The organism is Mesorhizobium sp. RIZ17, from assembly GCF_051127865.1.
In the GTDB taxonomy this organism is placed as follows: domain Bacteria; phylum Pseudomonadota; class Alphaproteobacteria; order Rhizobiales; family Rhizobiaceae; genus Mesorhizobium; species Mesorhizobium humile.
In genome coordinates, this window is sequence record NZ_CP147861.1 from 1,724,754 (window position 1) to 1,749,234 (window position 24,481).

Sequence of the window (24,481 nt, forward strand, 5' to 3'; positions counted from 1 at the left end):
GGCCCTCTGGAATCTATAGGAACATAACAGGAACAATTGCTGCCGGAAGTGAACGTCATGGCGATGAGCGCCGTGGCGCGGGACACTGTTTTTGCCCTGCGCCGCCAGATCGCGAAGATCGAGGGAACGCTGCCCGAGCGCCTGCAGGCGCCGGCGCTTGGCGTGCCTGCCAATGCCAGGTCGGACATGACGCTCGTCCGGCGCGGCCTCGCCGTGGCTTCGGCGGACGCTTTCCTGCACACCGGCATCGATCGCCTCGACACCGCCCTTGGCGGCGGGGTGCCCAGGGCGGCGCTCAGCGAAATCCATGGCCTGGAGACCCGCGATGCCGGCGCCGTTGCCGGCTTCGCACTCTCGCTCGTAAGCCTGATCCTCAAGCAGAAGCCGGGCCTGCCGATCCTCTGGGTCGGCACGGCGGAAATCTTTCACGAGGCCGGCCTTCCCTATGCCAGGGGGCTGAGCGCCCTGTTCGGCATCGAGCCGGAGCAATTGCTGTTTTCCGAGGCGCCGAAGCTGCTCGACGCGCTGTGGATCGCCGAGGAGGCCGCCCGCATGACGGCCTTCGCCGCGGTCATCCTCGAGATCCGCGGCAGTCCCCAGCGGCTCGACCTCACCGCCACGCGCCGGCTGCACGCCCGCGCCCAGAATGCCGGCCGCCCGGTGCTGTTGCTGCGCCAGGCCGGCGAGGCCGATCCAACCGCCGCGCCGGTGCGCCTCATCGTTTCGGCGGCGCCTTCGGCAAGCCGCGAGACAGTCGCCGGGCCGCTCGCCGGCTCGATCGGCCGCCCCGCCTTTAAAGTCGATATCGGCAAGAGCCGCACGGCCCTGCCCGGACAATTCACACTGGAGTGGAACCCAAATGAGCACGCTTTTGCAGAAAGAACAGAGAATTCTGTCGCTGTGGTTCCCGCATCTGCCCGCGGAGCGGATCCTGCGCCAGCGTCTGGGGCGGTCCTGGCGTTCCCGGCCGTCGCAGCACCTGCCGCCATCTCACCCACCGCTTGTGGTCAGCCATCGCGACAACAACACCCAGCGCATCGCGGCCCTCGACGAGCGGGCTGAGGCGCTGAAATTGAAGCGCGGCATGGGCATCGCCGATGCGCGCGCCATGCACCCCACGATCGACGTGGTGGAGGCCGACCCGGAGGCCGACCGACGCCTGCTCGAAGGCCTTGCCGACTGGTGCGATCGCTACACGCCGCTGGTAGCGATCGACGCCGAGGATGGGCTGTTCCTCGATGTCACCGGCTGCACGCATCTGTTCGGCGGCGAGCGCGCCATGCAGGACGAGATCCTCACCCGCTTCTTCCAGCAGGGTTTCGATGTCCGCGCCGGGCTCGCCTCGACGCCGGGCGCCGCCTGGGCGGCGGCGCGCTTCCATGGCGACCGGATCGTGGCCGGCGGCGAGGAGGAGGCGCTGCTTGCGCCATTGCCATTGTCGGCGCTGCGCATCGCGCCGGAGACCCGCGCCGGCCTGGAGAGCGTCGGCCTGCGCACCGCCGGCGCGGTGATGGCCGCACCCCGCGCGCCGCTCGCCCGCCGCTTCGGCGCCACCTTGCTTCTACGCCTCGACCAGGCGCTCGGCCGCCTCGACGAGGCCGTGTCGCCGCGCCTTCCCGTCGCGCCGCTTTCGGTCGAGCGCCACCTTGCCGAGCCGGTCGTACTCACCGACGATATCGAGCGGCTGGTGAGCCGCCTTGCCGTCGCCTTGAAGAGCGACCTCGAACGGCGCGGCGAGGGCGCGCGCACGCTGGGGCTGCTTCTCTTCCGCGTCGACGGCGCCGTCAGCCGCATCGCCGTCGGCACCTCGCGCCCGATGCGCGAGCCGCGGCTTATCCAAAGGCTGTTCCATGAGCGGTTGACCGCGCTGGAGCGGAGCATCGACGCTGGCTTCGGCTTCGACCTCGTGCGGCTGTCCGTGCTGTCGGTCGCGGCCTTCGACTTGGCTCAGGGCGACCTCACCGGCGAGACGAACGACGATGACGCCGACATCGCTTTATTCGCCGACCGCGTCCGCGCCCGTCTCGGCGAGGCCGCCATGCTGAAGCCGGTGGCCGTCGAAAGCCATCTGCCGGAACGCGCCGTCAAGACCGTGCCTTTCGCCGAAGCGCCGCAACGGCGCGCGCCGGCGGCCGGCCGGGCGGCACCCCGAACCGCGCCGCCGATGACCGTCTATCCGCCGGAGCGGCCGGTGCGCCTGTTCCGCTCGCCCGAGCCGATCGAGGTGCCGGCGACCGAGATCCCGGAAGGCCCGCCGATGAATTTCCGCTGGCGGCGCGCGCTCTACCGCGTCGCCCGCGCCGAAGGGCCGGAACGCATCGCCGCCGAATGGTGGCGGCAATTGCCCGGCGAGGAAGAGGCGCCGACCCGCGACTATTACCGCATCGAGGACAGCGAGGGGCGCCGCTACTGGCTCTATCGCCAGGGCCTCTACGGCACCGACCCGCAAGCCGCGCCGCCGCGTTGGTTCATGCATGGGGTGTTCGCATGAACGCGCTGACCGTCATTCCCTATGCCGAGTTCGGCATCCGGTCGAATTTCTCCTTCCTGCGCGGCGCCTCCAAGCCGGAGGAGCTGGTGGTCACGGCGAAATTCTACGGTTTTGCCTCGATCGGGCTTGCCGACAGGAACACGGTCGCCGGCGTCGTGCGCGCCTGGCAGCAGGCCAGGGTGGAGAAGATGGCCTATCACCCCGGCTGCCGGCTGGTATTCGGCGACGGCACGCCGGACATCCTCGCCTATCCCCGCGACCGCCAGGGCTGGGGCCATCTCTGCCGCATGCTGACCCAGGCCAATCTGCGCGACGAGAACGAGAAGGGCGCGACGTTGCTCCAACTGGCCGACCTGCTCGAATGGGGCGATCGGATGTCGCTGGCGATCCTGCCCGATCTGTCCGCAGGCACGGAAGACAATCTGCTCTTAATTAGCCGGCTTATTGATCGGTTTGGCGCGGCGCTCCGACTGGCCGTGGCGCCGGATTATGCCGGCAATGACCGCTTCCGCATCGAGCAGGCGGCAGCGATGGCCGAACACGCCCGCGTCCCGCTGATGGCGACTAACGACGTGCTCTATCATACCGCCGATCGCCGGCCGCTGCAGGACGTGCTCACCGCGATCCGCCTCAACACGCCGGTCTCCGATGTCGGGCTGGAGCTGACCGCCAATGCCGAGCGCCATCTGAAACCGCCGCTGGAGATGGCGCGGCTTTTCCGCCGCCATCCGCAAGCGTTGGCCGAGACGCTGCGCTTCGCCAACGAGCTCACCTTCTCGCTCAGCGATCTCGAATACAATTATCCGGACGAGCCGACCGAATCCGGCCTGGGACCGCAGGCCGAGCTCGAACGGCTGGCGCGCGAAGGCGCGGCGATGCGCTATCCGGCCGGCGTTCCCGATTATGTGCTGAAGCGCATCGCCAGCGAGCTCGCTTTGATCGAGCGCCTGAACTATGCCCGCTATTTCCTCACCGTCCACGACATCGTCAAATTCGCGCGCAGCCAGGGCATCCTTTGCCAGGGCCGCGGCTCGGCCGCCAATTCGATCATCTGTTTCTGCATCGGCATCACCGAGGTCGGCCCCGAGCGCATCGACACCTTGTTCGAGCGCTTCATCTCCGAGGAACGCAACGAGCCGCCCGACATCGATGTCGATTTCGAGCATGAAAGACGTGACGAAGTCATCGCTTACATTTACCAAAAATACAGCGCCAAGCGCACCGCCCTGGCCGCTGCCGTCATCAGCTATCGCGGCCGCTCCGCCTTGCGCGAGGTGGCCAAGGCCATGGGCCTGTCGGAGGATGTCCGCAGCGCGCTGTCCAGCACCATCTGGGGCTGGTCGACCTCCGAGCTCGGCGAAAGGGAAGCCAATGCCGGCGGCCTCGACCGCACCGATCCGCTGTCGCGGCAGGTGCTGGAGCGCGCCAACGAGATCATGGGCTTTCCCCGCCACCTGTCCCAGCATGTCGGCGGCTTCGTCATCACCCGCGACCGGCTCGACGAGGTCGTGCCCATCGTCAAGACGGCGATGGAGGAACGCAAGATGGTCGAATGGGACAAGGACGACCTCGACGCGGTGAAGATCCTCAAGGTCGACGTGCTGGCGCTCGGCATGCTGACCTGCCTGAAGCGCGCCTTCGCCTTGCTCACCCATCATTACCCGCGGGCGCGGGACGATTATGGCCGCCCGCTGACGCTGGCGACGCTCCGTGAAGCCGATATGCGCGTCTACGACATGATCTGCCGGGCGGATACGCTCGGCGTCTTCCAGATCGAATCCCGCGCCCAGATGTCGATGCTGCCGCGGCTTAAGCCCCGCGAATTCTACGATCTCGTCATCGAGGTGGCGATCGTGCGACCAGGCCCGATCCAGGGCGACATGGTGCACCCCTATCTGCGCCGGCGGCAGGGCAAGGAGGCGGTCCATTACCCCAGTCCTGATCTGGAGAAGATTCTCGGCAAGACGCTGGGCGTGCCGCTGTTCCAGGAACAGGCGATGAAGATCGCCATCGTCGCCGGCGGCTTCCGGCCGGGCGAGGCCGACGAATTGCGCCGCGCCATGGCGACCTTCAAGCGCACCGGCACGATCGGCAATTACCGCCAGCGCATGATCGACGGCATGGTCGGCAATGGCTACGACAAGGACTTCGCCGAGCGCTGCTTCAAGCAGATCGAAGGGTTCGGCGAATATGGCTTTCCCGAAAGCCATGCCGCGTCCTTCGCGCTGCTCGTCTATGCCTCCTGCTGGTTCAAGACCTTCTTTCCCGATGTCTTCTGCGCCGCGATCCTCAACGCGCAGCCGATGGGCTTCTACCAGCCGGCCCAGCTCGTGCGCGATGCGCGCGACCATGGCGTCGAGGTGCGCGAGGTCGACATCAACCATTCCGTCTGGGACTGTACGCTGGAGGAAGCCGCCTTCGATCCGTCCCGCATCCTCGAGCGCCATGCCTCGATGCGCGGCGTCATCGAGACGGCGCATGCCGTCAGGCTCGGTTTCCGCCAGATCAAGGGCCTGTCGGAGGAGCGTATGGGTGCGGTCGTCGCGCAGCGCGGCGACGGCTATCGGTCGGTCCGCGATGTCTGGCTGCGTTCAGGCCTCGATGTCGGCGAGATCGAAAGACTGGCGCAGGCCGACGCCTTCCGCTCGATCGGCCTCGACCGCCGCGCGGCGCTCTGGGAGGTGCGGGCGCTCTGTGGCAAGAGCGCCGCCGAGAAACTGCCGCTGTTCGACCAGCCGTCGCTCAACCTGCGCGAGCTGGAGCCGGAAACGAAACTGCCGAAAATGCCGCTCGGCGAGCATGTCGTCCACGACTACCGTTCGCTCGGCCTGTCGCTGAAGGAGCACCCCGTCGCCTTCCTGCGTGAAAGGCTGGATCGCGCCGGCGTTACCCCCAATGCCCGCCTGCCGTCGGTGCGCGACGGCCGCCGCGTCTCCGTCGCCGGCCTGGTGCTGGTGCGCCAGCGCCCGGGCAAGGGCAATGCCATCTTCCTCACGCTGGAAGACGAAAAGTCGATCGCCAACGTCATCATCTGGCCGCGCGTCTTCGACCGCTTCCGTTCCATCGTCATGGGCGCGCGCTTCATCCGCGTCAGCGGCAAGCTGCAGCACGAATCGGACGTCATCCATATCGTGGCGGACAGGATCGAGGATTTGACTCCATGGCTGAGCGTCCTGTTGGAGTCCGCCAACCGCCCGGTCATCGAGCATAATCCCGCCGAACGGCCGATTGAATCAAAGTCCGCCGCAAACCGTGGCCTGCCGGTCCGCCAGGACGTCGCCACGCTGTCGGGCGCCGCGCGGCAGGTCATGCCCAAGGGACGCAATTTTCAGTAGCAGCGATATCCAGCACAATAGGGAACGCAGCAGGGGCGAAAAAGCGCCTTCGTCATCCACGGGCGAAGCAAGGAGCGAAGCGACGCGCGCAGCCCCGAGGATCCATGCCGTGACCTCGGAGCGCCACCTCGGTGCAGAATTCTGCTCCGCCGCGCCCTTCGATCAAGGTCACGGCATGGATTCCAGGGTCTCCGCGACGGAGCTCCGCTCCTGCTTCGCCCTGGAATGACGACGTAAGGAACATCCCGCCAACCTCGAAGGCGGCATGACAGCGCAAGCCCGCTTCACGAAGGCCCGCTGAGGCGCGGCGTCGGCGGGGTCAGCATGTCCTCGGCCGAGATCGTGCGCGCCTCCGAAGGAAGCATGATCGGGATGCCGTCGCGCACCGGATAGGCGAGCTTCGCCACGCGCGAAACCAGCTCGCTGCGCTCGGGATCCCAGGTCAGCGGCCCCTTGGTCAGCGGGCAGGCCAGCAGCTCCAGCAGCTTCGGGTCGACCTCGGCTTTTCGTCCGTCCCGTCCGTCCGCCATCGCGCTTATCCCTTGTCCACTGCACGGCTTAAGTGTGTTGAGATTCAGGTCAGGCCGAGTCGAGAACTGTGGCTTCCGAGAACCGGAGCGGAGCGTACTTAACGTACGTGAGCACCGGCCTACGCCGACCGTAGCCTTAATTTAGCTGCCACGCCACGCATGAGTGCTTCGGCCGGCGAAGGCCGGAAGCGCAGGAAGCCGCCGTTCGCAGGCCGGCCTCACCTGAATATCAATACACTTATTGCAGGCTTGACCCAAACTCATCGTCCTCGCGCGCCAGCGTCATTTCCGTGATGGCGATCAGCGTCTCGGCGCGCGTTTTCAGGTCCGGCGCTTCCAGCAGCGCCTGTTTCTCGGCCGGTCCGTAAGGCGCCATCATCGACAGCGCGTTGACCAGCATGCCGTTTTCGGCGCGGCTGACGCTTTCCCAATCGGCCTCGAGGTCGTTGGCCTGCAGATAGGCGCGAAACGCCTTGAGCAGCGCCGGCCGGTCGACCTCCCCGGCGGCCGGGTCCTCCTCGAGGTCGGCCAAAAACGGCGCGATCTTACACTGCCGGAAAGGCGCCTTTGCCGCGAGCTCCTGCACGATGCGAAACCGGCACACGCCCTGCAGCGAAATCAGGTATCGGCCGTCGCCGGTCTCGGCGAGCGAGATGATGCGCCCGGCGCAGCCGACGCTGCACAGCTCCGGTTCGCCATCATCGCGCAATGCGCCGTCGAGGCTTGGCTGGATCATGCCGATCAGCCGCGAGCCGGCCATCGCCTGGTCGATCATCTGCAGATAGCGCGGCTCGAAGATGTTGAGCGGCATGCGACCGCCGGGCAGGAGCAGCGCTCCGGCGAGCGGGAACACCGGGATTGCCGGCGGCAAATCCTTGGCAAGCCGGTAGAGTGCGTTACCGACGCGCACCGCAACCCTCCCAGTCAAACGCGGGCAAGCGCATCACCCTGCAATCTCCTCTCGCACCGCGTCTTCGATTGGCGGCGAACCGCCAGCCTGCCCTTATCTGGCGCTGTCACTCCGCCGCTCAAGCCTGCCGGCCGCGACAGCCGGCAAAAAACTTCAGGCAATCCCGGAACAGGCGCGTAGCGGTTTCCGTCCGGAACTGCGTCAGAACAAATGCGTAGAGCGCTTCGGCGATTCTGTGAAACGCCGAACCGCTCTACGAGAACAGCAGCGACGAGAGCTTGCGGCGTGCCGCGAGCGTCGCCTCGTCGGTCATTCCCCAGGCCTCGAACAGCTTCAGCAGATGCGACCTGGCGCCGTCGTCGTTCCAGGTCCGGTCGGCCTTGACGATCGCCAGCAAATTGTCGGCGGCCGCGTTGCGCTCGCCGCGCGCGTTTTGGATCATCGCCAGGTCGAAGCGCGCCTGATGGTCGGCCGGGTTGGCGGCGAGCCGGCGCTCGAGCTCGGCCGGATTGCCGAGCGCGGCCGCTTCCGCCGCCAGCGTCATCTTGGCGCGCAGCGCGGCCAGCGCCGGCGCATCCTTCTTGTCCTCGGGCGCCCGGGCCAGAACGGTCTCGGCGCCTTCCGCGTCGCCGGCGTCGAACAGGATCTCGCCCAGGCCGGCGATCGCCTCGATCGTCTCCGGCGCCTGCTCGAGGATCGCGTCGTAGATGTCGGCGGCGGTCTGGACGTCGCCGGCCCCACGCGCCTCGACCGCCGCGGCAAGCGCGTCCGCGATCTGCGGCGCGCCGCCGCCCTTGCCGCCGACCTTCTGGATGAACTGGGCGATCTGGCTTTCGGGAACAGCGCCCATGAAGCCGTCGACCGGCTGGCCGTCCTTGAAGGCGATGACCGCTGGGATAGACTGGATGCCGAGCTGGCCGGCGATCGAGGGATGATCGTCGATGTTCATCTTGACCAGCTTGACCTTGCCGCCGGCGGCCTGCACCGCTTTCTCGAGCTGCGGCGTCAGTTGCTTGCACGGCCCACACCACGGCGCCCAGAAGTCGACCAGCACCGGCTGGCGGCGCGATTCCTGGATGACGTCGGCGGCGAAGGTGGCGGTTGTCGTGTCCTTGATCAGGTCGGCCGCCGCCGGCGCGTCGCCGAGCGAAACCTTGGCGCGGTCGCCGCCGCCATACTGCACCGTCTGGGCGTACTGGCCGCCATTGCCGCCAAACGCGCCGCTATACGGATTGTTGTCGCTCATCGTGTCGCCCTTTCGGTCGCGCTCTGAGGCGTCGGCGCCCGGCGCGTCATTGTCGGATTTCGGAACCGCCTTCCATGTGGCGATCGGTCCCTGACTTTCAAGATTATGAGACTTCCAAGATAACAGGATCGTGGCCGGTTGCCTCGATGAATCTGATCAGGTCGGCGGCGGCGATCGAGGTCGTCGCCTCATTGGTCAGCGGATGGCCGTTGATGAGGTCATGGCTCATCAACGCCTGGTCGAGCACGACCTTGATCTTGCCTTGCGTGTCGTTGATCAGGCCGAAAACCGTGACCGCGCCGGGAATGACGCCTAGCAGCTCCATCAACATCTCCGGCTTGCCGAACGACACCCGGCTGGCGGCGCCGATCAAATGGTGGATCTGCTTCAGGTCGACCACGGCGTCCTCGCCGACGGTGACGAGGAAATAATTGTCCTTCTTGTCCTTGAGGAACAGGTTCTTGGTGTGGCCGCCGGGAATCTCGCCGCGCAGGCCTTGCGAATCGGCGACCGTGAACAGCGGCGGGTGCCGTACCGTCGTGACGGAAATGCCGAGATCGGCAAGAAAGGCGTTGAGCTCGGCTTCGGTCTTCGGCATCGGTCCTCGCGCGGTCGAACAGGGCTCATGCCGTTTACGGCCAACGGTGCCATCGGGGCAAGGCCGCCGGCGCAATTCCGGCAAGAGCGGGTGGCGGCTTCGCGCGAGGATTCGCGACCGGTCCGGTTTCGCGCCGCTTCTATGCTTTCGAAGCCAACCGCGCCGCGCGAAAAATTCGCGCCAAAAAGACCGTCATTTCCCTGTTGCAATCGCCGCGCTCTTCGGCCATATAGGCGCGGCTTGCGGCCCAACGGCCGCGCGAGCGGGTGTAGCTCAGGGGTAGAGCACAACCTTGCCAAGGTTGGGGTCGGGCGTTCGAATCGCCTCACCCGCTCCAGTTTCCTCACCGAGGATCAAGCAAACGAAAAGCCGCGGACCTCCGCGGCTTTTTCGCGTTTAAGGCTTGCAGGCGGGCCACCGCACAGAGCCCCGGAGCCGCGCCTGGACGGTCGGCGAGAGCCGTATGCACCGCCACGGATCTCGCGCGAAGGGATCAAGCATACAGGTCACGCGATCTTTTCCCACGGCATGTAGCATCCGCCGTCGGGAAAGTGTCGGCCGCCCATCAGACTTGGGTCGCATGCCGAAGGGACTGTAGAGCCCCTGTTGCCGACCGCCCGACAACTATATGTTGAGTGAAAGTGCTGGAAATAATCCGGCCGGGCAGTCTCGCGGGCACCGTTCCCGCAAGTCGTTACGTTGGGGCATAGCTAGAGCAATTCCAGGAAAAGTGTGAGCGGTTTTCCGTTCGGAATTGCGTCAAAGCAGAGAATAAACGCCATGAGGTTCACAGCCTTACAGGATCCGTGCGGGCAATGGATGGTCTACGATCTGCGGTCCGGTTGCCCGGCGCAGATACCGGACATGGTGCTCATTGGCCTCAGGCGAGCGCAAGCGGAAGAGCTCGCCAGCCAGGCGAATGAACTCGTCTCGACATCGCGGCCGGCGGTGCTTTCTCGATATTTCAGCCTTTTATCGATATTTTACTGGCCTGCGCCGGAACAATCGGACTCTATTTCGACTTCTCTGCGTGTCGTGGAAGCGCGCTGCGGTACCGGGGGAAACATATGGGCCAAAACAAAGACTTAGGGCGGCTCGGCAATTCCGTGAACACTGAGCTCGCTTCAGCTGCGCTGAAACAAGGAGCGTCAATGAGGTTCGCAGCGATGCAGGATCCGTGCGACGACTGGCTTGTGTGTGATCTGGTTTTCGACATCCCGGCGGAGATGGACGGCCGGCCGTTGATCGGGCTGACGCGCGGCGAAGCCGAGCAGCTTGCCGACCTGGCCAATTCCTGGCTTGGCGGGCACGGTGGCAATTCGCCGATCCCGTTCGCCAGCGTCGCCTGAAGACTTCGGCCCGCGCATCCGCGATTCAATGCCCGTTCACATCGGATAACGTTTGCGTTCCACCTCCGTTTCGACGTCGGGGCGGCTTCTATATGTCCATTTGGGCCGAGAAACGCCGGCGGTGAAAGGCCTGCACCGCGACACGACGCGACCGGACGGCCCGTTTCGGAAAAAGCGGTTTTGCCGCTTCCTCCATCTCGAGGAATGTCATCATGCGTTCTTTCATCCCAAAACTCATCGCGGCCGCCTCGATCTTCGCGGCCATACCGCTTTCGAGCGCCTATGCCGTGCACCGACACCACAGGGCCGCGGTCGACACGACCACCACGGCATCGGTGCCGATGGCTCCGCAAGCGAGAGCGGCCACGGAGCAACTGCTTGGCGTCAAGCAAGGTATCCGCAACGCCAGGGAGCTCGGCAAGATCTCCGAGGGCCGGGCCCGCGAGTTGATGCAGCAGGCCGACAGCATCCAGCGCGCCGGAGGCCGCTCGGCGATCGCGCAGATCAACGAACTGGACCAGCGGCTTCAGCAAGCCACCGGTCAGGGGACCTATATGGGCGACGGCTCGGATGGCGGCTACTATCCGAACGGCTGACGAACAGGCGTTCTTCCTGGAGCAATTCCAGGAAAAGCGGTTGGGCTCGGTGACTTCGCCGTAGCTTCCGCCCGGAATTGCGGAAAACTAAGGAGATACAGCGGCTGCCGGTGTGATCGAGCCTTCCTCGGCTTCACACCGGCGCTGCGGCGTGCCCACAATGCCGCCCCACAATGCCGCTCAGTCGGCTGATGCCGCCACCTAATGCATGTCGCGCAAAAGTGACCTCGGTTTTGCGGCAACCACATGCATCAAGCAAGGCGCTAAAGCGCGTCGCGTGAATCCGTTTCGACGCGACGCGCTTTAGTGATTGTGGGACTGCTGGAACCCGGCCACGTCATATTGCGATACGCTCTTCGGATTCTTCGAGTTCTGCGGCTGCTCGCCTGCGTAATGTGTTCCCGCGTTACCATCCGGATTGAAGGCTGAACCCGGGGCAGAGGCGGAGTTGCCCGGCGTGGCGCTTCCGGTTTCAGGGGTGCCGATCGTCTGGTTGGGTTGACCTGCCGTCCCCGTTACCGTGTGGACGTTGCCGGCCAGGGCCATGCCGGTGGAGGCTATGAACAAGCCGGTCACTATAGGCGTGAGGAGATGTTTCATCGTGTTCTCCCAAAAGCATTGGATTTCAGGAGGGCGCTCGGGTCTTTGGAGCACCCGGCGAGTTGGACATCCAATGTCACTAACGCTTTCGGACGGCCGATCATCCCGATCCTCACAAAGCTGTGATGCCACGCGCGGCTGTTCTGCCGGGCTCGGCTGATTGGGGCAACTACGCCAATCTCGCCCTGGTGGTCCGCGGCGTCGCCAGGAGCAAACTCGTCTCGCTTCCCGTTATGCCGGGGATCAGCCGGATGCGGCGCAGCACCGCGTCGAAATCCGTCAGCGTTGCGGTGCCGAGTTCCACCACCAGGTCCCAGCGGCCGTTGGTGGTGTGGATGGTGGAGACCTCGGCGAGGCCGCCGAGCGCCTTGACGACCCGATCGGCGGCATGACCCTCGATCTCGATCGTCATCACGCCGCGGATCCGCTGATCGACCGCGTCGGCGCGCAGCACCACCGTATAGCCGATGATCTCGCCGGATTTTTCCAGCCGCTCCATGCGCGCCCTGACCGTCGCGCGCGACACGCCGAGATCGACGGCGAGGTCTGAGACGCTGCGCCGCGCATCGTGCCTGAGCAACGTGACCAGTCTTTCGTCGAGCGCATCCATGGTTGCTCACTTTGCTCAGATCGGGTTTTCAAAATGGTAAACTAATCTTCTCGAAATGCCAATTTTCGCTGTTCAAACCGCCAGCAGGCAGTGGTTCACTGCTTCGATCAATCGCAAGGTGAGAAAAAATGCGCTGCAGGATCGTCGGCGCGCCGGTGCAGGACGGCGCGGGCAGGATGGGATGCGAAATGGGGCCGAGCGCGCTGCGCACGGCAGGGCTGGTCTCGGTGCTGGCCGAGCTCGGCCATGAGGTCGAGGACTGGGGCGCGGTAGAGAAAGCCATGGCGCGCCCGGTGGTCCACGGCAACCTGGCGCTGAAGGCGCTGCCGGAGATCTCCGCCTGGACGGCTTCGATCGCCGAGACCGCCTACGCGGCGTCCAGGGACGCCATGCCGATCTTCCTCGGGGGCGACCATTCGATCTCCGCCGGCACGGTGTCCGGCGTGGCGCGCCGCGCGGCCGAGCGCGGCCGGCCGCTCTTTGTGCTGTGGCTCGACGCGCATCCGGATTTTCATACGCTCGACACCACCACCAGCGGCAATCTGCATGGCGTGCCGCTCGCCTATGCCAGCGGCCAGGCCGGTTTTCAGGGCTATTTCCCGGATCTGCCGCAAGCGGTCGACCCGGCCCGCATCTGCGCCATCGGCCTGCGCAGCGTCGACCCGGCCGAGCGCCGCGCGCTGACTGAAGCCGGCGTCACCGTGCATGACATGCGCGCCATCGACGAGCACGGCATCGCGCCCCTGCTGCGTGCCTTCCTGGCGCGCGTCGAGAAGGAGAACGGCTTGCTGCATGTCAGCCTCGACGTCGATTTCCTCGACCCCTCGATCGCGCCGGCCGTCGGCACCACCGTGCCCGGCGGCGCCACCTTCCGCGAAGCGCATCTGGTGATGGAGATGCTGTCCGACAGCGGCCTGGTTTCGAGCCTCGACCTGGTCGAATTGAACCCGTTCCTCGACGAACGCGGCCGCACCGCGACCCTGATGGTCGACCTCACCGCCAGCCTGATGGGCCGCCGCATCATGGACCGCCCGACCCGCAGCCACTCCGGAAGCCTCTGATCATGACCCAGCCTTCGCGCCTTGCCATCGTTCCCTTCGTCAGCGTCGACCGCATGATGAAGCTGGTGCTCGCCATCGGCGTCGAGCGCTTCCTGACCGAGCTCGCCGCCTATATCGAGGAGGATTTCCGCCGCTGGGAATTGTTCGACAAGACGCCGCGCATCGCCTCGCACAGCCATGACGGCGTCATCGAGCTGATGCCGACCAGCGACGGCAAGATGTACGGCTTCAAATATGTCAACGGCCACCCGAAGAACATGCGCGAGGGCCGCCAGACGGTCACCGCCTTCGGCGTGCTCGCCGATGTCGGCTCCGGCTATCCGATGCTGCTCACCGAGATGACCATCCTGACGGCGCTGCGCACCGCCGCCACCTCCGCCGTCGCGGCCAAATATCTGGCGCCCAGGGGTGCGCGCGCCATGGCCATCATCGGCAACGGCGCCCAGTCGGAATTCCAGGCCATCGCCTTCAAGGCGCTGCTCGGCATCGACCGGCTGCGGCTTTACGACATCGACCGCTCGGCCTCCGAAAAATGCGCCCGCAACCTCGCCGGCAAAGGCTTCGACATCACCATCTGCTCGACCGGGCAGGACGCGGTGGAAGGCGTCGACATCATCACCACGGTGACGGCCGACAAGCAGTACGCCACCATCCTCACCGACAACATGGTGGGCTCCGGTGTCCACATCAACGCGGTCGGCGGCGACTGCCCCGGCAAGACCGAGCTGCATCGCGACATCCTGCTGCGCTCCGATATCTTCGTCGAGTTCCCGCCGCAGACGCGCATCGAGGGCGAGATCCAGCAGCTCGACGCCGACCATCCGGTGACCGAGCTGTGGCAGGTGATGACCGGCCAGGCGGAGGGCCGCAAGACAGCCAAGCAGATCACCTTGTTCGATTCCGTCGGCTTCGCGACGGAAGATTTTTCCGCGCTGCGCTATGTCCGCGACCAGCTCCAGGCCACCGGCCTCTATGAGGAGCTCGACCTGCTCGCCGACCCCGACGAGCCGCGCGACCTCTTCGGCATGCTGGAGAGGGCGGCCATTCAGCCGGCGGCTTGATGCCGGTCAGCAAGGCGATTTCATACGGCGAGATAATCGCATAGGGCGCTCCCCCTCTCCGTCTCGGCTTCGCCGATCCACCTCTCCCCCGCCTTTGGCGGGGGCGAGGAACCCAAACTTGCGAAGGCCTCGCCCCCGGCGATTGGCGTTTCCTCGCCCCCGCAAAGCGGGGGAGAGATCGGCGCCCAGCGCCGAGACGGAGCGGGGGCAGCGCCAGCGTTGATGATGCTGGCACCTACTCGCGCAAACGCGCACAGCTTTCCCGCTCGACCAGCACCGGCGCCAGCACCTCGCGCCGTGAGGGCGCTTCCGGCTCGCCCAGCCTCTCGAGCAGCAGGCTCACCGCCAGCGTGCCGATCTTTTCCACCGGCTGCGCGATCGTCGTCAGCGGCGGCCAGGTGGTGACGGCATAGGGGATGTCGTCGAAGCCGACCATCGAGATGTCGTCGGGAACCCGCAATCCGCGCGAACGCAGCGCGGTGACCGCGCCCATGGCCATCAGGTCGTTGCAGGCAAACACTGCCGTGATGTCCGGTGCCTGTGCCATGAGCTGTTCCATCGCCATCCGCCCACCGGCGAAATGATAGTCGGAATCGACGATAGACGATGCCGGCAGCTCGATACCTGCCTCTTTGAGCGCGCGGACAAAACCGCGCAGGCGGGCCGGGCTGGAGCTCGAATCGCGCGGGCCGCCGATGACGCCGATCTCCTTGTGACCGAGCCCAGCCAGGTATTGGCCGGCGAGATAGCCGCCATGGTCATGGTCGACCAGCACGGAATCGACATTGACCGACTGGATCTCGCGGTCGAGCAGCACCGCCGGCACGCTGGGCAGGAGGCGGGCGAACACCCGCGCATGGTCGGACGAGCCGGCGAAGATCAGCCCGTCGATCTGCTTGGCCATCAGCACCGAGAGATAACGCTCCTCCTTCTCGGCATTGCCGTCGGAATTGCACAGGATCACCGTGTAGCCGGACACGAAGCCCGCATCCTCGATCTGCCGCGCGACGCTGGCGAAGAACGGGTTGGAATTGTCCGGCAGCAGGAGCCCGATGGTCTTGGTCTCGCCGCGCCTGAGACTGCGCGCCACCGAGTTCGGGCTGTAGCGCAACGCGGTGATCGCGGCGCGCACGCGTTCGGCCGTTTCCGGCTCGACATGGCGCGTATGGTTCATCACATGCGAGACGGTAGCGACGGATACCCCCGCATGGCGCGCGACATCGGCAATCGTCGTCATGGTCCCTTTGACCCCTTAAAGCAATTCCAGCAAAAGTGTGTAACGGTTTTCCGCCTGGAATTGCGTAAAAACAAAGAGATAGAGCGGTCCGGCGTTTCCTGGCCGCTCTAGCGGATTTTCCGCAACAGCCTCTCCCGGTACGCGTCTAGGATGACCGCGAGCACGATGACAAGGCCAATCACGATGGGTTTGAAATTGTCGCCGACGCCGAGCAGCTGCAATCCGGTGGAGAGCACCTGCAGGATGCAGGCGCCGACCAGCGTGCCGATGATCGAGCCCTTGCCGCCGCTGAGGCTGGTGCCGCCGATGATGACGGCGGCAATCGCATTGAGCTCGTAGCCGACGCCGGCGATCGGGCTGCCGATGTTGAGGCGCAACAGATAGACCATGGCCGCGATGCCGGCGGTGAGCCCGCTGATGGTGAAGGCCGCAACCTTGTAGAAATCCGGATTGTGGCCCGACAGCCGCACCGCCTCGTCATTGGTGCCGACGGCGAAGATCATGCGGCCGAACACCGTGAAGCGCAGCACGAACCAGCCGGCCGCGATCACCAGCACCGCCACCAGGAAGATCGAGGGCAGGAAGCCGCCGATGATGAGGTTGCCGAAATCGACGAAGCTTTGCGGCAGGCCGGTGATGGTGGAATTGTCGCTGACGACGCGGGCGGCGCCCGCGGCCATATTGAGCATGCCGAGCGTAACGATGAAGGACGGGATCTTCCAGCGCGTCGAGATCCAGCCGTTGAGGAAGCCGCACACCGCACCCGTCGCCATGCAGGCGAGCAGCGCCAGGGTGATCGCCACGGTCGGTGACAGGTCTTCGTCGATCATGACTGTGGCGCCGACCACGGTGCAGAGCGCCAGCACCGAGCCGACCGAAAGGTCGATGCCGCCGGTCAGGATGACGAAGGTCATGCCGGCCGCCAGCACGGTGTTGATGGCGATCTGCACGAAGATTTTCAGCGCGTTGTCGGGAGTGGCGAAGTAGGGAGCGGTCGCCGAGAAGAACAATGTGATCAGCACCAGCGCCAGAAGCACGCCGGCGTCGCGGATCAGAAAGCGCAGGAATTTCGCCCTGCCGGGGGAAACAGGCGCCGACACCAGCGGTTCGGACGTCTCGGTCATGGTCGCACATACTCCTGATAGGCCAGTGACAGGATGCGCTCCTGGTCGAATTCGGCGCGCGGCACCTCACCGACGATCCTGTTCTTGGAAAAGACGATGATGCGGTGGCACATGCCCATCAATTCAGGCAGGTCGGACGACACCATGATGATGCCCTTTTGCTGCGCCGCCAGCATCCACAGCAATTGATAGATCTCACGCCGCGCGCCGATATCGACGCCGCGCGTCGGCTCGTCGAGGATCAGCGTCGAGGTGCCGCGGAACAGCCACTTGGCCAGCACCACCTTCTGCTGGTTGCCGCCGGAGAGATTGCGGACCGCCTGCTCGATCGAGCTTGCCTTGACGCGCAGCTGGCCGATGAGATCGTTTGCCGCCGCCGCCTCGGCCCGGCGGTTGAGCAGCCCGTTGTGGGAAACCTTGCCGAGATCGGTGATGGTGATGTTTTTGTCTACGGCCAGGTCGAGCAGCAGGCCCTGGCCCTTGCGGTCCTCGGTGAGCAGGCTCAGGCCATGCCGCACCGCATCCTTCGGTGCTGTGATCGCCACCGGCCTGCCGTCGATCTCGATGACACCGTCGAGCTTGGGATCGGCGCCGAACAGCGCCCGCATCGCTTCGGTGCGGCCGCTGCCGACCAGGCCGGCGACGCCCAGAATCTCCCCGTGACGCACGTCGAAGGAAATGGCCGGCGTCGCAGCATCGCGCTTCAGATTGGCGACGCTGAGCGCGACCTTGCCGGGCACGATCGTTGCGTCGAAGCTATATTCGTCGGCGATGTCGCGGCCGATCATCATGCGCACCAGGTCGGGCACGGTAAGGCCCTCGAGATTGCGGGTCGCGACCAGTCTGCCGTTGCGCAGCACGGTCACCCGGTCGCCGATCTCGAACACCTCGTGCAGCCGGTGCGAGATGTAGATGATGGTGACGCCCTTGGCCTTCAGCCGTTTGATGATGGAAAACAGCCGTTCGATCTCGGGCGGCGTCAACGTCGCCGTCGGCTCATCTAGCACGAGCAGCTTGGAGTCGTAGCTCAGCGCCTTGGCGATCTCGACCAGCTGCATCTGCGCCACGCCCAGCGCCTCGACCCGCGTCCTCGGATCGACGTCGAGCCCGACTTCCTTGAGCAGCGTCACGGCACGGCTGTTGAGCGCCTTGCGGTCGACGACGCCGAAGGCACGACGCGGCAGGTTTTCCAGCATCAGATTCTCGGCAATGCTGAGATAGGGCAGAAGGTTCAATTCCTGGTGCACGATGCGGATGCCGCTCTGCTGCGCGTCATGCGGCGTCTTCGGCTGGTAGGGCTGGCCGTTGAAGGCGATCGTGCCCGCATCCGGCTGGTAGATGCCGGCGAGCAGCTTGATCAGCGTCGACTTGCCGGCGCCGTTCTCGCCGAGCACGATATGGGTTTCGCCGCGTGCGATCGACAGCGAGACGTCGCTCAGCGCAACGACGCCGGGAAAGGTCTTTCCGACCCCTTCAAGGGAAAGAATCACATTATCCATGCAGCAACCCTGAATGGCGCTCTTCTGCCGCAAGGCAACCATGAGCGCGCCGCCGTCGCCGCCGGCGGTTTACCGGCGACGACGGTGAGACAAGCGAATTGAAGGCGCCGGAGGGAGTCCCGGAACCCTTGCTCGCCTCAGGCGGTGATCAGCTTGACGTCGGTCTTGACCCAGCCCGAGAACTTCTCGCCGGCGAGTTCGCGCAGGCCGTAGTCGATGCCCATGGCCGCCATTTGCGCGCCATACTGCTCGACGGTGGCGAGCATCTTGCCCTCTTTCAGCAGCGGGCCGACGGCCGGGATGTTGTCGAAGCCGACGACCTTGATCTTGCCCGACTTGCCGGCCGCGTCGATCGCCTTGACGACGCCGAGCGCCATCGAATCGTTGGCCGCCATGACGCCCTGGATATCCGGATGCTGAGTGAGGAAGTTGGTCATCAGCGTGTTGGCTTCCTCGGTCTCCCAATGCGCCGTCTTCGAGTCGAGCAGCTTCAACCCGAATTCCTTCACCGAATCGTCAAAGCCGAGCTTGCGCTGCTTGGCGTTGTCGGCCTCCGGATTGCCTTCGAGAATGACCACCTTGCCGCCCTTGCCCAGTGCCTTGCCGAGCGCGTCTCCGGCGAGCTTGGCGCCGGCGCGGTTGTCCGGACCGAAGAAGGCGAGGTCGACGCCGGCTTTCTTCTTGGCTTTCTCGTCGAGCGCGACGTCGATGTTGATGACCTTGATGCCGGCCTTCAGCGCCTTGGCGATCGGCGTCACCATGGCCTTCGAATCGGCGGGAGCCACGACGATGATGTTGTATTTCTGGGTGATGAAGTTCTCGATCGCGTCGACCTGGGCGGCGAAATCGCGCTCGTCCTTCATGCCGACGGCGGCGAAATCGAACTTGTCCTTGTTCTTGGCCGCGTACGCCTCGGCGCCGGCCTGCATCTGCTTGAAGAACTCGTTGGCGAGCGACTTCATGACCAGTCCGACCTTCGGCTTGTCGGCCGCGAGAACCGGGCCGAGCGGCAGGGTGAGCGCGCCGGCCGCGAGCGCGCTGGTCTTCAGGAACTGGCGGCGCGAGAACGGGCCAAACCCGTGCGTGTTCGAAATCTTGCTCATTAGTCTCCTCCACTTGATTGAGCCGTAATCGGTTACGTAACCGATTACGCGACAAAGTAGAGCGGGGATTTGGCAGGAGTCAATAACGGAGACGAGCTATTGCGGGCGGTGACGCTGAAGCCGCCGATCTCCCCTTGCGGGGAGATGTCCGGTTTACCCTCCGAAGCTGCGGCGTAGCCGCCGCGAAGGATGGGCAGGACAGAGGGGGAGTGCGCAGAAATTTTGACCGGTTGGCCATGCGTGCGTTAGCGGGCGGCATGCCTTGGAGATTGGCCGAAACGCCTATCGCGATCGTCATCCACGGGCGGAGCAAGGAGCGAAGCGACGCGCGCAGACCCGAGGATCCATGCCGTGACTTGGATGCGCCGCGGCGGTCCAGAATTCTGCACCGTTGCACACTTCGGTCGATGCAACGGCATGGATTCTAGGGTCTGCGCGCGTCGCTTCGCTCCTTGCTCCGCCCTAGAATGACGAGGTTCGGGAGCCTTCATCTCATCGCCAGCGTTTGCGCTGACTATCCCAACGGACGTCGATAACCTTGCCGCCGACAACCTCACCGCCAGCCGAGCGCCGGCGCCACATGCTTCAGGATCGACTCGATGACGTGGGCGTTGTAGTCGACGCCCAGCTGGTTGGGCACGGTGAGCAGCAGCGTGTCGGCCTCGGCGATCGCCTCGTCTTCCTTGAGCTGCTCGACCAGTCTGTCCGGCTCGGCGGCATAGGAGCGGCCGAACACGGCGCGCTTTTCCGGCTCGATATAGCCGAAATGGTCCTGGCCCTCGCTGCCGCCGAAATAGGTGCGGTCCATGTCGTTGACCAAGGCAAAGATGCTGCGGCTGACAGAGACGCGCGGCTCCCGCGTATGGCCGGCTTCCTTCCAGGCGGCGCGATAGGCCCTTATCTGCTTGGCTTGCTGGACATGCAGCGGCTCGCCGGTTTCGTCGAATTTCAGCGTCGAGCTCTGCAGGTTCATGCCGAGCTTGGCCGCCCATACGGCGGTGGCATCGGTGGCCGCGCCCCACCAGATGCGCTCGCGCAGGCCAGCCGAGAAGGGTTCCAGCCTGAGCAGGCCGGGCGGGTTGGGGAACATCGGCCGCGGGTTGGGCTGGGCAAAGCCTTCGCCGCGCAACAGGTCGAGGAAGATCTCCGAGTGGCGGCGCGCCATGTCTGCGTCGCTCTTGCCCTCTTCCGGCACGTAGCCGAAATAGCGCCAGCCATCGATCACCTGCTCGGGCGAGCCGCGGCTGATGCCCAACTGCAAACGCCCGCCGGCGATGAGGTCGGCAGCGCCGGCATCCTCGGCCATGTAGAGCGGGTTCTCGTAGCGCATGTCGATGACGGCGGTGCCGAGCTCGATGCGCTTGGTCTTGGCGCCGGCCGCGGCAAGCAGCGGAAACGGCGAGGCGAGCTGCCGGGCAAAATGGTGGACGCGGTAATAGGCGCCGTCGGCGCCGAGCTCCTCAGCCGCGACCGCGAGGTCGATCGACTGCAGAAGCGCGTCGGCGCCCGAGCGCGTGCCCGATTGCGGCGAGGGCGACCAATGCCCGAACGACAGAAACCCGATCTTCTTCATGTGCTCCATTCCTGCTGCAGCGGCTATTGGCCGCTCAAATTCCTTGTTGCTCCAGCAGATAGCCAGGGCAGCGCCGCGATACAACGGACACCGAACGGATACAGACCGTCAATGAGTCCTTCGAAACGTCCGGTTCCGCCCTCGCCCGACGCGGAACCACATAGGATCGCCCCCCGGGCATTCTCGCTGCCGCCCAAGCGCTGTATCGTGTTCGCCAGCCGATGATTCCCAAGCATTTGGACGAGCCTTTCATGCATGGCCTGACACCCATACTATCCACCGTGACGGCCTCTTTCCTGGCGTCCTTCGTCGAAGTGGTCGAAGCCTTCACCATCGTGCTCGCCGTCGGCGTGACGCGCGGCTGGCGCCCGGCGCTGACGGGTGCCGTGCTGGCGCTCGCCGTGCTGGCGGCGCTGGTGCTGGCGTTCGGGCCGCTGCTGGCGCTCGTTCCCATCACCGTCCTGCAATTCGTGGTCGGCGTGTTGCTGATCCTGTTCGGCATGCGCTGGCTGCGGAAGGCGATCCTGCGCAGCGTCGGCGTCATCGCGCTGCATGACGAGGACCAGGCCTTTTCCAAGGAGACGGCGGTCTTGCAGCGGCAGGCCAACGACCGCCGCGCCGACTATCTGGCGGCCGTCGCCTCGTTCAAGGCGGTGCTGCTCGAGGGCGTCGAAGTGGTCTTCATCGTCATTGCCGTCGGCGCCGCGCACGGGCAGACGCTCTATGCCGGCCTCGGCGCGCTGGCGGCCTTCGTGCTGGTGCTGCTGATCGGCCTCGCCGTGCATCGGCCGCTGGCGCGCGTGCCGGAAAACGCGCTGAAATTCGTCGTCGGGCTGATGCTCACCAGCTTCGGCGTGTTCTGGACGGGTGAGGGCCTCGGCGCCGAATGGCCGGGCGCCGACCTCGCGCTGCTCGCCATCTTCGCCGTCATTGCCGCCGCATCCTTCGCCATCGTGCGCTGGCTGCGCGGCGCCTACCCGGCGCCCGCCGAAGGAGTTGCCCGATGACCATGATCCGTCTTGTCTTCAAGGAGCTCGTCGGCATGTTCGTCGACGACGGCAGCCTGGCGCTGCTGGCGCTGATCCTGATTGCGCTGATTACCGCCGCGGTGAAGCTTTTGGCGCTGCCGCCGCTCATCGGCGGCTTCGTCCTTCTCGCTGGCTGCCTGGTAATTCTCCTGGAGAGCACCCGCCGCGCCGCGCGCGACAAGGCGCGCTGAATCGGCGTTCATTTCCGGTGAAGCCACGCAAACGCTGGAGATTAGCCGAAGCCCCCAGCCTCGTCATTCCAGGGCGGAGCAGCCGCGAAGCGGCGTCGCGGAGAACCCTGGAATCCATGCCGTGACCTAAGCCGTGGAATGCAGCGGAGCAGAATTCTGCGCCGTCGCAACGCCTCGACGTCACGGATGATCCTCGGGTCTGCGCGCGTCGCTTCGCTCCTTGCTCCGCCATAGAATGACGACCTGACAAGCGCTTCAGCCAATCTCCAAGCATGCCGCCTGCCGACGCAGACAAAGCGGCTGTGCCGAGAAACTAATAGACCGTGAAAAGCGTCGGCAGGTCCCCGCTGAGGCGGAAATACTCGACCGCCTCGATGACCGGGAACAGCGCCAGGAAATAGAGTCCGTCGCGGAAATTCCTCCTCAGCGCACCAGGCGAAAACAGCCACTGGGCCTCGTCGCGGTAAAGCATCGGGTTTGGCCAGAAGGACGGCGTGCGTTCGGCATAGGCTGAATAAGCCGCGCCGAACTTGCCGGCCAGGAACTCGGCCTCCTTGCGCGCGGTGAACCGGAAGACGAGGAAGCTCGCCAGGCCGAGCATTACGCCGGCCAGCATCGAACCGAACATCAGCCCGATGCCGACCGCGCCGACAGTCGAGAAGAAATAGAGCGGGTTGCGGGTCATCGAGAACGGGCCGGACACGATCAGCTCGTCATTCTTCCTGCCGCCGACGAAGAGGATGCTCCAAAGCCGGCCAAGGAAGCAGATCAGCGCCATCGCGAAGCCGATCGTCTCGAGAGCTTCGTGCCCGTTCGACCCTTCGGCCAGCGCCGGCTTGCTGAACAGCAGCAGCATGATGGCAAGCACGGCGGCCACCTGCACCACGATCAGGCGCTTGTGCTGGTCGAACGCCTTCGGCGCCGATTTGAGGGATGTGTAGGCCATTCTTTCTCACCCGCTCCGGCGCCGACAAGGGCGCCAAGGCTTCTCTAGCCCTTCCGCCGCGCGATGACGAGGCCCGGCGGAATCTTTTGACCGACCTTACGAATTTGTAATGGCGCGGACAGGCTGCGGTGAATTCGCCTGCCTACACCTGATGGTCGCCGCCCCGGATTTGAGGCGGCTCGAACAGGCGCCGGGGACAACGGCCCTCAACATCAGGGTACAATCATGAACAAATTTGCCCTTGCTTTCGCCCTTGCCACTGCCGCGATTGCCGCTCCGTTGGCCTCGGCCATTGCCGCTCCGACGCCTTGCGAGACCGCGCTGAAGGACCTGCGCGCCGCCGAAGCCAAGGCCAGGCCGAACGATGCCGACAAGAACAAGGTTTCCGAACTGGAGACGAAAGGCATCGAGCGCTGCAACGCCGACGACGACAAGCGCGCCGACGACTTCTTCGCCCAGGCCATGAAGATCCTCGGCAAGTAAGCCCAGCACGGACCGCAAATGGACATCGCCATGCACTCCCACGCTGAAGCCGATCACCTTGCTCTCAACCGGGTCCCGGAGGTCACCCTCGACTTCTGGCTGATCAAGGTCATGGCGGTGACGATGGGCGAGACGGCGGCCGACTATCTTGCCGTCAATCTCGGCCTCGGCCTTACCGTCACATCCTTGATCATGAGCGGCATCCTCGTCGTCGCGCTCGTCCTGCAATTCGCGCAGAAGCGTTATGTGCCCTGGGCCTACTGGCTGGCCGTCGTCTTGATCAGCATTGTCGGCACCCTGGTCACCGACAACCTCGTCGACAATTTCGGCGTGCGGCTGGAGACGACGACGATCGTCTTCTCGATTGCGCTGGCACTGACCTTCGCGGCCTGGTACGCCAGCGAAAAGACGCTCTCGATCCACACCATCTTCACCACCCGGCGCGAAATCTTCTACTGGCTGGCGATCCTCTTCACCTTCTCGCTCGGCACGGCCGCGGGCGATCTGGTCGCCGAACGTTTCGACATGGGTTATCTCACCACCGGCCTCATCTTCGGCGGCGTGATCGCGGCGATCACGCTTGCCTGGTTCTTCCTCGGCCTCAACGGCATCCTCGCCTTCTGGCTCGCCTATATCCTGACCCGGCCATTTGGCGCCTCGTTCGGCGACCTGCTGTCGCAGCCGGTCGAATATGGCGGCATGGGCCTCGGCACCACCGTCACCAGCCTGACCTTCCTCGGCTGCATCGTGGTCATCGTTCTCTATATGACGCTGAAAAACCTGATCGAAGAAGACGAGCAGGCCCTGCTCGACTAGAAGCACTGCACGGAGATTTTGACCGGTCGGCTCTGTTTTCGTTGGAAGGTGGCATGTCTTGGAGATTGGCCGAAACGCCCTCGCGTTCGCCATA

The 24,481-nt window shown here is 65.1% G+C and carries 23 protein-coding genes and 1 tRNA gene; 12 read left to right on the forward strand and 12 right to left on the reverse strand.

Annotated features, from left to right (window positions below; translation table 11 throughout):
* Positions 1–57: 57 nt before the first annotated feature.
* Genes WDX12_RS08575 through WDX12_RS08585 form a run of 3 tightly spaced genes read left to right on the forward strand, consistent with a single transcriptional unit; the run spans position 58 to position 5,826 of the window.
* A complete protein-coding gene (locus WDX12_RS08575) occupies positions 58–1,062 on the forward strand; it encodes an ImuA family protein (protein WP_434724572.1) in 1,005 nt (334 codons plus the stop codon).
* Positions 1,004–2,491, forward strand: a complete 1,488-nt coding sequence (locus tag WDX12_RS08580; protein WP_434724573.1) for a DUF6504 family protein — start codon at positions 1,004–1,006, stop codon at positions 2,489–2,491. The genes WDX12_RS08575 and WDX12_RS08580 overlap by 59 nt, the downstream gene beginning before the upstream one ends.
* Positions 2,488–5,826, forward strand: coding sequence for an error-prone DNA polymerase (locus WDX12_RS08585; protein WP_434724574.1), 3,339 nt, complete (start codon positions 2,488–2,490; stop codon positions 5,824–5,826). The genes WDX12_RS08580 and WDX12_RS08585 overlap by 4 nt, the downstream gene beginning before the upstream one ends.
* 284 nt (positions 5,827–6,110) lie before the next feature.
* On the opposite strand, the gene WDX12_RS08590 is transcribed toward WDX12_RS08585, so the two are convergent.
* The 4 genes from WDX12_RS08590 to WDX12_RS08605 form a co-directional block, all read right to left on the reverse strand.
* Complete coding sequence (locus WDX12_RS08590; protein ID WP_320298181.1) at positions 6,111–6,356, reverse strand: Trm112 family protein; 246 nt, start codon at positions 6,354–6,356, stop codon at positions 6,111–6,113.
* Between the two features lie 238 nt (positions 6,357–6,594).
* Complete coding sequence (locus WDX12_RS08595; RefSeq protein ID WP_320298182.1) at positions 6,595–7,266, reverse strand: LON peptidase substrate-binding domain-containing protein; 672 nt, start codon at positions 7,264–7,266, stop codon at positions 6,595–6,597.
* Positions 7,267–7,519: 253 nt separating this feature from the next.
* Positions 7,520–8,512, reverse strand: a complete 993-nt coding sequence (trxA, locus tag WDX12_RS08600; protein WP_434724575.1) for a thioredoxin — start codon at positions 8,510–8,512, stop codon at positions 7,520–7,522.
* A gap of 103 nt (positions 8,513–8,615) precedes the next feature.
* Positions 8,616–9,110: a prolyl-tRNA synthetase associated domain-containing protein gene (locus WDX12_RS08605; RefSeq protein WP_434724576.1), complete on the reverse strand. Its 495-nt coding sequence runs from the start codon at positions 9,108–9,110 to the stop codon at positions 8,616–8,618.
* Positions 9,111–9,372: 262 nt separating this feature from the next.
* Here WDX12_RS08605 and WDX12_RS08610 point away from each other — a divergent pair.
* The 3 genes from WDX12_RS08610 to WDX12_RS08620 all read left to right on the forward strand — a co-directional run bounded on the left by WDX12_RS08610 (position 9,373) and on the right by WDX12_RS08620 (position 11,055).
* Positions 9,373–9,447 (forward strand) — tRNA-Gly (locus tag WDX12_RS08610).
* 814 nt (positions 9,448–10,261) lie between these two features.
* On the forward strand, positions 10,262–10,459 hold the full coding sequence (locus tag WDX12_RS08615) for a hypothetical protein (protein ID WP_434724577.1): 198 nt from the start codon (positions 10,262–10,264) through the stop codon (positions 10,457–10,459).
* Positions 10,460–10,671: 212 nt separating this feature from the next.
* Positions 10,672–11,055, forward strand: coding sequence for a hypothetical protein (locus WDX12_RS08620; protein WP_434724578.1), 384 nt, complete (start codon positions 10,672–10,674; stop codon positions 11,053–11,055).
* A gap of 303 nt (positions 11,056–11,358) precedes the next feature.
* On the opposite strand, the gene WDX12_RS08625 is transcribed toward WDX12_RS08620, so the two are convergent.
* Positions 11,359–11,655 carry an adenylate cyclase gene (locus WDX12_RS08625; protein WP_434724579.1) on the reverse strand — a complete coding sequence of 99 codons (297 nt, stop codon included), beginning with the start codon at positions 11,653–11,655 and terminating at the stop codon, positions 11,359–11,361.
* A 169-nt stretch (positions 11,656–11,824) separates the two neighbouring features.
* Positions 11,825–12,265: an Lrp/AsnC family transcriptional regulator gene (locus WDX12_RS08630; RefSeq protein WP_434724580.1), complete on the reverse strand. Its 441-nt coding sequence runs from the start codon at positions 12,263–12,265 to the stop codon at positions 11,825–11,827.
* 128 nt (positions 12,266–12,393) lie between these two features.
* On the opposite strand from WDX12_RS08630, the gene rocF reads away from it, so the two are divergent.
* The gene (gene rocF / locus WDX12_RS08635) at positions 12,394–13,326 is read left to right on the forward strand and encodes an arginase (RefSeq protein ID WP_320298189.1); all 933 of its coding nucleotides are present in this window, start codon (positions 12,394–12,396) and stop codon (positions 13,324–13,326) included.
* A 2-nt stretch (positions 13,327–13,328) separates the two neighbouring features.
* Positions 13,329–14,387: an ornithine cyclodeaminase gene (locus WDX12_RS08640; RefSeq protein WP_320298190.1), complete on the forward strand. Its 1,059-nt coding sequence runs from the start codon at positions 13,329–13,331 to the stop codon at positions 14,385–14,387.
* Positions 14,388–14,622: 235 nt separating this feature from the next.
* Here the strand turns inward: WDX12_RS08640 and WDX12_RS08645 are convergent, their stop codons facing one another.
* The 5 genes from WDX12_RS08645 to WDX12_RS08665 form a co-directional block, all read right to left on the reverse strand.
* On the reverse strand, positions 14,623–15,624 hold the full coding sequence (locus WDX12_RS08645; RefSeq protein WP_320298191.1) for a LacI family DNA-binding transcriptional regulator: 1,002 nt from the start codon (positions 15,622–15,624) through the stop codon (positions 14,623–14,625).
* A gap of 107 nt (positions 15,625–15,731) precedes the next feature.
* Entirely contained in the window at positions 15,732–16,748 is a 1,017-nt protein-coding gene (locus tag WDX12_RS08650; protein ID WP_320298192.1) for an ABC transporter permease, read from the reverse strand.
* Positions 16,745–18,247, reverse strand: coding sequence for a sugar ABC transporter ATP-binding protein (locus tag WDX12_RS08655; RefSeq protein WP_320298193.1), 1,503 nt, complete (start codon positions 18,245–18,247; stop codon positions 16,745–16,747). Before WDX12_RS08655 ends, WDX12_RS08650 begins: the two co-directional genes overlap by 4 nt.
* 137 nt (positions 18,248–18,384) lie before the next feature.
* On the reverse strand, positions 18,385–19,350 hold the full coding sequence (locus WDX12_RS08660) for a sugar ABC transporter substrate-binding protein (RefSeq protein ID WP_320298194.1): 966 nt from the start codon (positions 19,348–19,350) through the stop codon (positions 18,385–18,387).
* Positions 19,351–19,903: 553 nt separating this feature from the next.
* Positions 19,904–20,923 carry an LLM class flavin-dependent oxidoreductase gene (locus tag WDX12_RS08665; RefSeq protein ID WP_320298195.1) on the reverse strand — a complete coding sequence of 340 codons (1,020 nt, stop codon included), beginning with the start codon at positions 20,921–20,923 and terminating at the stop codon, positions 19,904–19,906.
* 251 nt (positions 20,924–21,174) lie between these two features.
* Here WDX12_RS08665 and WDX12_RS08670 point away from each other — a divergent pair, with 251 nt between their 5' ends.
* Positions 21,175–21,930, forward strand: a complete 756-nt coding sequence (locus WDX12_RS08670; RefSeq protein WP_434724581.1) for a COG4280 domain-containing protein — start codon at positions 21,175–21,177, stop codon at positions 21,928–21,930.
* On the forward strand, positions 21,927–22,142 hold the full coding sequence (locus WDX12_RS08675; RefSeq protein ID WP_434724582.1) for a hypothetical protein: 216 nt from the start codon (positions 21,927–21,929) through the stop codon (positions 22,140–22,142). The genes WDX12_RS08670 and WDX12_RS08675 overlap by 4 nt, the downstream gene beginning before the upstream one ends.
* A gap of 313 nt (positions 22,143–22,455) precedes the next feature.
* Here WDX12_RS08675 and WDX12_RS08680 read toward each other — a convergent pair whose 3' ends face one another.
* Complete coding sequence (locus WDX12_RS08680) at positions 22,456–23,088, reverse strand: methyltransferase family protein (RefSeq protein ID WP_434724583.1); 633 nt, start codon at positions 23,086–23,088, stop codon at positions 22,456–22,458.
* A 225-nt stretch (positions 23,089–23,313) separates the two neighbouring features.
* Here WDX12_RS08680 and WDX12_RS08685 point away from each other — a divergent pair, with 225 nt between their 5' ends.
* Together WDX12_RS08685 and WDX12_RS08690 are read left to right on the forward strand one after the other, a co-directional pair.
* Positions 23,314–23,571 carry a hypothetical protein gene (locus WDX12_RS08685; protein WP_434724584.1) on the forward strand — a complete coding sequence of 86 codons (258 nt, stop codon included), beginning with the start codon at positions 23,314–23,316 and terminating at the stop codon, positions 23,569–23,571.
* Positions 23,572–23,601: 30 nt separating this feature from the next.
* Positions 23,602–24,387, forward strand: a complete 786-nt coding sequence (locus WDX12_RS08690) for a COG4705 family protein (RefSeq protein WP_434724585.1) — start codon at positions 23,602–23,604, stop codon at positions 24,385–24,387.
* Positions 24,388–24,481: the final 94 nt, after the last annotated feature.